Genomic DNA, 10,011 nt, shown 5'->3' with positions numbered 1-10,011 from the left:
GGCGACAACCGAACGGAGACTGCCATGCAGCCGTTTCCCCTTGATCGGGCTTTTACCTTTCTGGAATCCGGGCCGGTAACGCTCGTGACCACGCATGACGGGGGGCGCGACAACATCATGACCATCACCTGGACCATGGTGCTGGATTTCGATGCGCGTTTCGCGATTACCACTGGTCCATGGAATTACTCATGGAAGGCGATCGGGAAGACGCGTGAATGTGTGATCGCCATCCCGTCCGCAGACATGCTCGATACAGTGGTGGGGATCGGTCTCTGCTCTGGCAAGGACACGGACAAGTTCGAGAAATTCGGTCTTGCCCGTCGCAAGGCTGACAATGTGAAAGCGCCGCTTCTGACTGAGTGTCTGGCGAACATCGAATGTCGCGTCGTCGACATCATCGAGCCGTATGGCATTGTCATTCTTGAAGGGATCGTCGCGCATGCCGATCCGCATCGCGCGGATCGGTCTCCCCTGCATGCCATTGGCGATGGCACCTTTGTGACCGACGGGCCGGTGCTGGATCGGCGCACGATGATGCGCCCGAAACTGCCGCCGAGTGTCCTCACACGTAAATCGTAATCCCCAGATGATCATTCCCGTGGGGTCTGCCGCAGGCTTCGACCCTTCTGGTGGGCGACGATCCCTCGCTTGACCGCCGCGAATATGTCCACCGGAAGGAAGCCCCAGGCGAAACAGTCGGGTTGATTGCGTGAGATGGGCCGCAGATCATAGCCGGGCCACACGAAGCGGTTGAGTTCGGCGGTTATGATCCATGACGGTTCGTCATCCAGCCCAAGGCGTCGTTTGACGTTTGCAGGGAGTGCTACCGCATGTGGGTCGTCCGGTTGGGAATGGGTGATCGGCACGACATAAACCTGGCAGTCGCCATCGGCATCGGCGGCAGCAACCACAATGGCACAGGGCCGGGCTTTCCGGCCTTCCTCGGCGCCAGCGCGGTGCTGGTCATGCCAGAGATAGGAATACGAGATGACCAGGCCAGGCGTCGGCTCGGGAATGGGCACGATGCGCGCTTACTGACCGACAGTGTAGCGGTGTTCCTCGGGGATCTCCGCAGCTTCGATCAGGGCAATCTCATGATCGTTGAGATCAGTCGCGGCGATGGCTTCGCGCTGGGCCTGTTTCAATGCGTGAAAGGTCTGGGCCGAGACGATATAAACCGTCTCCCGACCATACTTCGTGACCTTCACCGGTTCGGTGAGCGCACGGTCATGATAGGCGCCGAAATTCTTCTGCACGTCGGATGAGGTCACGGTCGTGGACATGGAAGCATCCTTCCTTTTTATCTATCTTCCGTAAGATACGGATTCCTGGTCGGGCGTGCAAGACCGGATTCCGCAACGCGCAAGTATTTCTTCGCTCCAGCCCGCTCTGGTACGATGGGTGCCGGATCATGCTTGCATGCGGGAAAATCCCGGTTCTTCGCTGTCTCTCATGACAAGGGGAGGGATCGATGGATCAGCCGGGAACACGCATCCAATGGGGACAGGTGTTGATTTCCAGCGAGAACTGACCCTGTAGGGGCGGAAATTTTCATTGAGAATTGACCCGTGTCTGACACTTCCCCGGAGCAACTGTCCGGGGGTTAAAGGAGTGATCAGCATGGAATTGTTGAGTGTGATCCGGCGGTGGCATTACCGGGATCATGTACCGATCCGCGAGATTGAGCGTCGGACGCGATTGTCGCGCAACACGATCCGCAAGTATCTCCGGGCGGAGACGGTTGAGCCGCAGTTCAAGGTTGCCGGGCGCCCGAGCCGGCTGGACCCGTTTGCGGAGAAACTGGCGACCTGGCTTGCTCTGGAGACGTCAAAGTCGCGCAAGCAGCGCCGCACGGGGCGGCGCCTGCATGCGGACCTTGTAGCGCTGGGTTATGACGGATCGTATGGACGGGTTGCGGCCTTTATCCGGAACTGGAAGGCGGAACAGCAAAGGGCGCGGCAGACGACGGGACGCGGCGTGTTCGTTCCGCTGCGCTTTCAACCCGGAGAGGCCTTCCAGTTCGACTGGGGAGAGGACTGGGCGGTGATCGGAGGGCGGCGCGTCAAGCTGCAGGTCGCCCACACCAAGCTGTCCTACAGCCGGGCCTTCATTCTGCGGGCGTATCCGCTCCAGACTCACGAGATGCTGTTCGACGCGCTGACGGAAGCCTTTCGCGTTTTGGGCGGGGTTGCGCGTCGAGGTATTTTTGACAATATGAAAACCGCCGTGGACCGGGTTGGGCCCGGCAAGGTCCGCCAGGTCAATCTGCGTTTTTCGGCCCTGGTGAGCCATTATCTGTTCGAGGCGGAGTTCTGCAATCCGGCAGCGGGTTGGGAGAAAGGTCAAATCGAGAAGACCGTCCAGGACGCCCGGCGGCAGATCTGGCAGGAGATGCCGCATTTTCCTGATCTGGCCTCCCTGAACGTCTGGCTCGAGGCGCGTTGCCGGGAACGTTGGACTATCTTGAGGCATGTCGAATTGCCCGGCAGCCTCGCCGAGGCCCATGCGGCGGAATGAAGCGTCCCGGGTTTCCCGGAGGCCATTTGGTTTGAGTCACGCAGCCATATCGATGATCTCGAGGGCTGCATAGTAGTTGGCTTCGGCCTCGGCGGGTGGGATATAGCCGATGGGGCCAAAGAGGCGATGGTTATTGAACCAATCGACCCAGCGCAATGTTGCCATTTCCACGGCCGATACGGTCGGCCAGGAAGGCTGCCGCCAGATGACCTCGGCCTTGTAGAGGCCGTTGATGGTCTCGGCCAGGGCATTGTCATAGGAGTCCCCGACGCTGCCGACCGAGGGTACCAGATCGGCCTCGGCCAGGCGCTGGGTGTAATTCATGGCGAGGTATTGGACGCCCCTGTCACTATGGTGGATCAAGCCATCCTCGGGTCCGGGCCTGCGGGCATGGATCGCCTGCTCCAGGGCGTCCAGCACGAAGCCGGCGGTGGCTGACGTGCTGACCTTCCAGCCGACGATGCGCCGGGCATAGGCGTCGATCACGAAGGCGACATAGACGAAGCCGGCCCATGTGTGGACGTAGGTGAAATCGACCACCCACAGGGCATTCGGCCGGCTCACGCGGAATGCGCGGTTCACCTTGTCCAGCGGGCACGGAGCCTTGGGATTGCTGATGGTCGTGACCGTCCTCTTCCCTCGCCGAATGCCGGCTAGGCCCATGGCACGCATCAGGCGTTCCACGGTGCATTTGGCCACCTCAATGCCTTCACGGCGCATCTGATGCCAGACTTTGCGCGTCCCGTAGAGCTTTGAACTGGCGTCATATACCCGCTTGATCTCGTCCTTCAGTTCGTCGTCGCGCCGGGCACGCGCAGGCCGCCTGGCGGGGTCCGCCAGACGGACAGCATGTTCGTGATAGGAGGATGGGGCAATCGCCAGTTCGCGGCAGATCGGCTCGATACCCAAGTCCTCGCGATGGGCGTCGATGAACGCCATCATCATTTCCCGCGGCGGTCGAGCTCCGCCATCGCAAAATACGCCGATGCCTTGCGCAGGATCTCGTTGGCGCGGCGCAACTCCTTGACCTCGCGCTCAAGTTCCTTGAGCCGAACGCGTTCGTCACCAGCTTGCCCCGCCGGTCCCGCTCGCCGCCTGGCCTCATCGCGGCACCAGCGGCGCAAGGTCTCCGCCGTGCAACCGATCTTGGCAGCAATCGATGTCATCGCAGCCCATTCCGACCCGTAATCGGCCCGATGCTCCCCAACCATACGGACCGCACGCTCACGGACCTCAGGCGAAAATCTCTGGCTCATCGTGTTCATCATAGCTCCTTCTCACAGATAGGAGCCTCCGGGAAACCCGGGACGCTTCAGAAGTGCCTCACCTGATGGTTCCAGGGCGCCCGTTCGACGGGTTCGTCGAACATACCAAACGGGTTTCGCCGACTTGCCTCGTGCAGTTCGAAAGCAACCGCTACAGTGTGCCCGCCTCTTTTGCCAATCGGCCGGTCAGCCTGCGCGTCTATCCCGACCGGTTGGTGATCGCGGCCGAGGGACGGATACTATGCGAACATCCCCGGATCGTCGAGCGGTCCCACGGCGTGCCCGGTCGCACGATCTATGACTGGCGGCATTACCTGGCGGTGCTCCAGCGCAAACCCGGGGCCTTGCGCAATGGCGCGCCCTTCTCTGAATTGCCCGAGGCGTTCCGGACGCTGCAGACGCACCTCCTCCGGCGCACGGGCGGCGACCGGGAAATGGTCGAGATCCTCGCCCTGGTGCTGCAGCATGATGAGCAGGCCGTGCTTTGCGCGGTTGAACTCGCGCTCGAGGAGGGAGTAGCCACCAAGACACACGTCCTCAATACGTTGCATCGTCTGACGGACGCCAAGAAAACAGGAGCACCCAGGCTCGACGCGCCGCAGGCATTGGTGCTCGAACGCGAGCCTCAGGCCGATACCGGACGGTATGACGCCCTGCGCGGGGAGGCCCGTCATGCGTCATGATCCCGCGGCCGGTGCCCTCGTCGTCATGCTGCGCGGCCTGCGGATGTATGGCATGGCCCAGGCCACGGCCGAACTGACCGAACAGGGTGCGCCGGCATTCGAGGCCGCCATCCCCGTCCTCTCCCAGCTTTTGAAGGCGGAACTCGCCGAGCGAGAGGTGCGCTCCATCGCCTATCAAACCAAGACTGCCAGGTTCCCGGCCTACAAAGATTTGGCAGGGTTCGATTTCTCGGCCGCCGAGGTCAACGAGGCCATGGTCCGTCAACTCCATGCCGGGGATTTCATCGACCGTGCCGACAACGTCGTCCTCATTGGTGGACCAGGAACCGGCAAGACCCATCTGGCCACCGCACTTGCCGTGCAGGCGATCGAACATCACCGCAAGAAGATACGGTTCTGGTCCACGGTCGACCTCGTCAACGCCCTCGAACAGGAAAAAACCGCCAATCGCGCAGGACAGATCGCGGAACGTCTCCTGCGCCTCGATCTCGTGATCCTGGACGAACTTGGCTATTTGCCGTTCAGCGCATCAGGCGGTGCCCTGCTGTTCCATCTCCTCAGCCGTCTCTACGAGCGCACCAGCGTCATCAATCTGAGCTTCAGCGAATGGGGCGAAGTCTTCGGTGATCCCAAAATGACGACAGCCCTGCTCGATCGCCTTACCCACCACTGTCATATCCTCGAAACCGGAAATGACAGCTACCGGTTCCGCGCAAGCTCCGCCGCCCCCAGGAACCGGAAGGAAAAGGCAACCGCTTGACCAGCCCATAAAACATAGCAGAGATAACCAAAGGCCGGGTCAGTTCTCGATGAAAACCCAGGGTCAAATCTCAGCAGAAATTAACAATAAGACTCCTCGCGCATCTTAGAGCTCGATCCGAAAGTTTTTGAACAATACCAGCCTGTTGTGATTCATCCGTCTTTGCGAAGAGATGGAGTGAATGGTGACATGGACTGGTATTGCCCGACGTGAACATAGCCGGGAAGGGTTGCGATATCCATCGGATATGACGGACGGGGAGTGGGCTTTGATCATGCCATTTGTACCCCCGGCGAAACGGGGCGGTCGCCCCCGCACTACGGATATGCGCGAGGTGGTCAACGCGATGCTCTACATAGCCTCGGCCGGGTGTGCGTGGCGCCTGCTGCCGAAATGCTTTCCGCCGGTCTCGACCGTCAGGCGCTATTTTTACGCCTGGCGTGGTGCCGGAGTGTTCGAAGTCATGAATACGGTGCTGGTCATGAGCCTGCGCGAGATCGAGGGGCGTGAAGCCTCTCCGAGCGCGGGCGTGATTGACAGCCAGTCGGTGAAAACCACGGAAAGTGGCGGGCTTTCGGGCTATGACGCGGGGAAGAAGGTCAAGGGCCGCAAGCGCCATATTGTGACGGATACCTGCGGCTTCCTGATCTTTCTCCTCGTTCATGCCGCCGACATCCAGGACCGTGATGGGGCTGTTGATGTCCTGGCAGCGATACGCAGGCGCTTTCCCTGGCTGCGCCACATCTTCGCTGATGGCGGCTATGCTGGCGACAAATTGCGATCCGCGCTCGCCTCCATGGGAAAATGGACCCTTGAAATCATCAGGCGGTCCGATACGGCGAAGGGCTTTCAGATCCTGCCGCGCCGCTGGGTGGTTGAACGGACATTCGCATGGCTGGGACGGTGCAGGCGGCTCGCCAAAGACTGGGAACAATCCATTGCTTCCTCAACCGCATGGACATTGATCGCCTCGATCCGAATGCTCACACGACGGACAGCAAGGCATTGTCACGGTTGAAGAACTTTCGGATCGGGCTCTTATAGGGCGCGCGAGGAGAGGCAATAAGATTCGCAATGTATCTTAATGGAGTGCCATGAGAGTTCGAGGGCGGACACGTCGACGCGGTGCGGCGCTGGAAGAGGCGATCCTTGAGGCCGCCTGGGCTGAAGTAATGGAGCGCGGTTATGAGGGACTGACGATGGAGAACGTCGCCCGCCGTGCGGAAACCAGCCGTCCGGTACTGCACCGGCGTTGGCCGAGCCGCACGGCGCTCGCGACGGCCGCACTCGCACAGCAATTCGCGCGAGCGAATATCGTCATTCCGGATATGGGCAGTCTGCGCGACGAACTCCGTCTGCTTCTCCGGTGCATGTCGGATCGCGCCGGGTCCCGAGACCTGCAACTGTTCTTCGACATGCAGAAGGATCTTGTCGCCGAGCGGTCGAGCTTCGCCGACATACGGGCGCGCATCGTAGATGGCAGCCAATTTCATGCCGTCATCGGCCGGGCCATCGAACGGGGCGAGATCGATCCCGCCCGTCTTACACCCCGGATCGCGTCGCTTCCGCTCGACCTCGCCCGCCACGAGATGATGATGACCTTTCAGCCCCTGTCGGAGGATGCGATCCGCGAAATCGTCGACGACATCTTCCTGCCGCTGGTGCGTCGGATGTGACGGGGAAGGCACTGCGGGACCGGCATGACGCGCGGCATCCTCGTTATGCTCGCGAGAGAAAGTAATGGCGCAAGTTCGGGGGCGGGGCGGCCGGTTGCGGCCAGATGATGCCGGCGGTGGTCCGCACAGACGGGGCCCGCTCAGTTTACATCACGGGCTATCAGGGGCATTCTATTTGGCGTCCACCATACGCGCCGTCGAATGCAGCATAAGGGAAGTCAGGCTTGTCCTCAGCTTATCCACAACCTGTTGATGCCAAGCTGACATCCGCCGCCATCATATTCGTCGTCACGCTGGACGCGCGCGCCGAACATGACGCGGCGGTGCGGGATTTGTGCGCCGACCTCTCATCCCTGGTCCGCGGGGCTGGTTTCCGGGCCCCCGATGGCCAGTTGTTATGCGTGATGGGGATCGGTTCGGACGCCTGGGATCGTATTTTCGGTGCCCCGAAGCCACGGGACCTGCATTCCTTCCGCGAGATCCATGGGGTCCATCACGCGCCGGCCACCCCGGGCGACCTGCTGTTCCACATCCGTGCCGCGCGCATGGATCTGTGCTTCGAACTCGCGGCGCAGATTACCGCCCGTCTCGAAGGCACGGCCACCGTCGTGGACGAAATACACGGCTTCAAATATTTCGACGAGCGCGATCTGCTCGGCTTCGTCGACGGCACCGAAAACCCGGTCAACCAGGACGCCTTCGACGCCACCATTATCGGGGACGAGGACCCTCTCTTCGCCGGCGGCAGCTATGTGATCGTGCAGAAATATCTTCACGACCTGAAGAAATGGAACATGATCCCGGTCGAGGTGCAGGAGAAGATCATCGGCCGGAAGAAGCTGTCCGACATCGAACTGGATGACGCGGCCAAGCCCAGCTACGCCCATAATGTCCTGACGACGATCGAGGAAGACGGACAGCAATTGCAGATCCTGCGCGCGAACATGCCGTTCGGCGAGGTCGGCAAGGGCGCGTTCGGCACCTATTTCATCGGCTACGCCCGGGCACCCTCGCGGATCGAGCGCATGCTCGAAAACATGTTCGTCGGCAATCCGCCGGGTAATTACGACCGCCTGCTCGATGTCAGCCGTGCGGTGACGGGGACGTTGTTCTTCATCCCGACGGCGACGTTCCTGGACAGTGTCCCGCCGTACGCACCGGCCGCCGGCTGTGCTGCGGACGGGTCCGGGGCAGGGGGAAGCGCCCCCCCGTCGCCTTCGGCATACGGCTCGCTCGGAATCGGCTCATTGAAGGAAAAAGTCTGACATGAACAATCTGCATCGGGAACTCGCGCCGATTTCTGAAGCCGCATGGGCGCAGATCGAGGAAGAGGCCTCCCGCACGCTCAAGCGCTACCTGGCCGCCCGGCGCGTGGTCGATGTGCCGGAGGCGAAGGGATTCGGGTTTTCGGCTGTCGGCACCGGCCATGTCGAGCGCATCGACGCACCCGGAAGCGATATTCGCGCCGTCCGGCGCAACGTGCTGCCGCTGGTGGAACTGCGCGTGCCCTTCACGCTGGCGCGGGACGCGATCGACGATGTGGAGCGTGGCGCGGGTGATTCGGACTGGCAACCCCTGAAGGACGCCGCGAAGAAAATCGCGTTCGCCGAAGACCGGGCGGTATTCGACGGTTACGCCGCTGCCGGAATCCTGGGCCTTCGTGAGGGCACCTCGAACCCGAAACTGGCCCTGCCGTCTTCCGCCAGCGACTATCCGGCGGCCATCGCGGCGGCGCTGAACCAGCTTCGCCTTGCCGGCGTCAACGGACCCTACGCCGTGGTGCTCGGCGCCGGCGTCTATACCGCGCTGAGCGGCGGCGACGATGAGGGATATCCCGTCTTCCGGCATATCGAGAGCCTGATCGACGGCAAGATCGTCTGGGCCCCGGCGATCGAGGGGGGCTTCGTCCTGTCCACCCGTGGCGGCGATTTCGAACTGGATATCGGCCAGGACTTTTCCATCGGGTACAGCAGCCATTCCGCGGATTCCGTGGAGCTTTACCTTCAGGAGAGCTTTACGTTCCAGTTGCTGACGACCGAGGCATCCGTGGCATTGTCAGCTGCGAAGAACGAAGCGCCCTCGGCCCCGTAACGCGAACCCGCCAGGGCCTGTGGCCCTGGCCCCGATGACGGGTCAGTACCCGATGGTTCTGTCCACCAGGCCCTTGAGGGGGTCGCCCTTTCGGTAGCGTTGCAGGTTCTCCACGATGGATTTCCCGCCCGTTTCCGCTTGGGTGATGCTGGCCGTGTGGGGGGTGATCAGGACATCCGCCCGGTTCCACAGGGCGTGGCCGGGCGGCAGCGGCTCGGGATCGGTGACATCGACGATGGCGCCGCCCAGTTCCCCGGCATCCAGCGCGGCCATCAGGTCGTCCAGCACCAGTTGCTTGCCCCGCCCGCAATGGACCAGCCCCGCGCCGCGCGGCAGGCGCGAGAAAAGCGGCCGGGCCAGAAGTCCCGTCGTTTCGGCGGTCAGCGGCAGAAGGCAGACCAGGATGTCCGTCCCGCCCAGGAACGCATCCAGTTCCTCCTGCCCGGCGAAGGTCGGAATGCCGTCGATGTCGCGCCGGCTCCGCGCCCAGCCCCGGCAGCCATAGCCCAGCGCCCGTACGGCCTCGACGACCGGCAGGCCGAGCTGCCCCAGGCCCATCACGCCTACAGTCAGCGCCGACGCCGGCACATAGGGGTGCGCTTTCCATACCTGCTCGCGCTGCTGCGCCACGTAGCGCAGCATGCCCCGATGCAGGGCGAGGACCGAGAACCGCACGTAATCCACCATGCCGTCGGTCAGGCCGGATTCGATCATGCGCACGACCTGCACATGGGCCGGCACGGCGGACAGGTCCAACTGGTCCACCCCCGCGCCGACCGAAAACAGCACCTTCAGGTTGGGAAATGTCTGCTCCAGGTCCCGGGGCGGTACCCAGGCGGCCAGGAATTCGACGGAATGTGGATCGGCGATATCGGGCCAGATCTCGATCTTCTGGTCGGGCATGTGGGCCGCGAACAGGGCGGACCAGATGGCGGCGCGTTCCGGGGTGGATTTGATGACGAAGGACATGAAAGTTTCCTGATTTCTTCTTTTTCTGAAGAAAAAGAAGCAAAAAG

The 10,011-nt window shown here is 62.1% G+C and carries 10 protein-coding genes, 2 pseudogenes and 1 other annotated feature; of the genes and pseudogenes, 8 read left to right on the top strand and 4 right to left on the bottom strand.

The features are described from left to right. Positions 1-24 precede the first annotated feature (24 nt). Positions 25-582, top strand: a complete 558-nt coding sequence (locus tag GDIA_RS07990; RefSeq protein ID WP_012553864.1) for a flavin reductase family protein — start codon at positions 25-27, stop codon at positions 580-582. Positions 583-593: 11 nt separating this feature from the next. Here GDIA_RS07990 and GDIA_RS07985 read toward each other — a convergent pair whose 3' ends face one another. Together GDIA_RS07985 and GDIA_RS07980 are read right to left on the bottom strand one after the other, a co-directional pair. Next, a complete protein-coding gene (locus GDIA_RS07985; RefSeq protein WP_012222746.1) occupies positions 594-1,025 on the bottom strand; it encodes a hypothetical protein in 432 nt (143 codons plus the stop codon). A gap of 9 nt (positions 1,026-1,034) precedes the next feature. Next, on the bottom strand, positions 1,035-1,286 hold the full coding sequence (locus GDIA_RS07980) for a type II toxin-antitoxin system Phd/YefM family antitoxin (RefSeq protein WP_012222748.1): 252 nt from the start codon (positions 1,284-1,286) through the stop codon (positions 1,035-1,037). A gap of 337 nt (positions 1,287-1,623) precedes the next feature. Here GDIA_RS07980 and istA (GDIA_RS07975) point away from each other — a divergent pair. After that, positions 1,624-2,517: pseudogene (istA, locus tag GDIA_RS07975) on the top strand (IS21-like element ISGdi17 family transposase); the annotation flags it as partial. A gap of 39 nt (positions 2,518-2,556) precedes the next feature. On the opposite strand, the gene GDIA_RS07970 reads toward istA (GDIA_RS07975), so the two are convergent. Further along, a protein-coding gene (locus GDIA_RS07970) for an IS3-like element ISGdi14 family transposase (protein WP_076611705.1) occupies positions 2,557-3,785 on the bottom strand; the annotation gives its coding sequence in 2 pieces (ribosomal slippage) (positions 2,557-3,497 and positions 3,497-3,785; 1,230 coding nt in all). After that, positions 3,390-3,504, bottom strand: a sequence feature (AL1L pseudoknot). It overlaps the preceding gene by 115 nt. Before the next feature lie 44 nt (positions 3,786-3,829). Here GDIA_RS07970 and istA (GDIA_RS07960) point away from each other — a divergent pair. The 6 genes and pseudogenes from istA (GDIA_RS07960) to GDIA_RS07935 form a co-directional block, all read left to right on the top strand. Next, positions 3,830-4,468, top strand: a pseudogene (gene istA / locus GDIA_RS07960) (IS21-like element ISGdi17 family transposase); the annotation flags it as partial. Then, positions 4,458-5,228 (top strand): IS21-like element ISGdi17 family helper ATPase IstB, encoded by a 771-nt coding sequence (gene istB / locus GDIA_RS07955; RefSeq protein WP_012553061.1) that lies wholly within the window; start codon positions 4,458-4,460, stop codon positions 5,226-5,228. The pseudogene istA (GDIA_RS07960) and the gene istB, both read left to right, overlap by 11 nt. A 181-nt stretch (positions 5,229-5,409) precedes the next feature. Next, positions 5,410-6,246 carry an IS5-like element ISGdi1 family transposase gene (locus GDIA_RS07950; protein WP_012222260.1) on the top strand — a complete coding sequence of 279 codons (837 nt, stop codon included), beginning with the start codon at positions 5,410-5,412 and terminating at the stop codon, positions 6,244-6,246. A gap of 181 nt (positions 6,247-6,427) precedes the next feature. Next, the gene (locus GDIA_RS07945) at positions 6,428-6,904 is read left to right on the top strand and encodes a TetR-like C-terminal domain-containing protein (protein ID WP_231854188.1); all 477 of its coding nucleotides are present in this window, start codon (positions 6,428-6,430) and stop codon (positions 6,902-6,904) included. 224 nt (positions 6,905-7,128) lie between these two features. Beyond that, positions 7,129-8,169, top strand: coding sequence for a Dyp-type peroxidase (locus tag GDIA_RS07940; protein WP_012222762.1), 1,041 nt, complete (start codon positions 7,129-7,131; stop codon positions 8,167-8,169). Between the two features lies 1 nt (position 8,170). After that, on the top strand, positions 8,171-8,995 hold the full coding sequence (locus GDIA_RS07935; protein ID WP_012222764.1) for a family 1 encapsulin nanocompartment shell protein: 825 nt from the start codon (positions 8,171-8,173) through the stop codon (positions 8,993-8,995). A gap of 42 nt (positions 8,996-9,037) precedes the next feature. Here GDIA_RS07935 and GDIA_RS07930 read toward each other — a convergent pair whose 3' ends face one another. Continuing rightward, positions 9,038-9,964: a 2-hydroxyacid dehydrogenase gene (locus GDIA_RS07930; protein WP_012553861.1), complete on the bottom strand. Its 927-nt coding sequence runs from the start codon at positions 9,962-9,964 to the stop codon at positions 9,038-9,040. Positions 9,965-10,011 lie beyond the last annotated feature (47 nt).

The organism is Gluconacetobacter diazotrophicus PA1 5 (assembly GCF_000021325.1).
GTDB classification, from domain to species: domain Bacteria; phylum Pseudomonadota; class Alphaproteobacteria; order Acetobacterales; family Acetobacteraceae; genus Gluconacetobacter; species Gluconacetobacter diazotrophicus.
This window is presented reverse-complemented; position numbering and strand designations above follow the sequence as displayed.

Bases quoted from the DNA above. Each gene is read 5' to 3' on its own strand.
- istB (WP_012553061.1), top strand. From the start codon at position 4,458: ATGCGTCATGATCCCGCGGCCGGTGCCCTCGTCGTCATGCTGCGCGGC.
- GDIA_RS07945 (WP_231854188.1), top strand. From the start codon at position 6,428: ATGGAGAACGTCGCCCGCCGTGCGGAAACCAGCCGTCCGGTACTGCAC.
- GDIA_RS07935 (WP_012222764.1), top strand. From the start codon at position 8,171: ATGAACAATCTGCATCGGGAACTCGCGCCGATTTCTGAAGCCGCATGG.
- GDIA_RS07990 (WP_012553864.1), top strand. From the start codon at position 25: ATGCAGCCGTTTCCCCTTGATCGGGCTTTTACCTTTCTGGAATCCGGG.
- GDIA_RS07980 (WP_012222748.1), bottom strand. From the start codon at position 1,286: ATGTCCACGACCGTGACCTCATCCGACGTGCAGAAGAATTTCGGCGCC.
- GDIA_RS07950 (WP_012222260.1), top strand. From the start codon at position 5,410: ATGGTGACATGGACTGGTATTGCCCGACGTGAACATAGCCGGGAAGGG.
- GDIA_RS07930 (WP_012553861.1), bottom strand. From the start codon at position 9,964: ATGTCCTTCGTCATCAAATCCACCCCGGAACGCGCCGCCATCTGGTCC.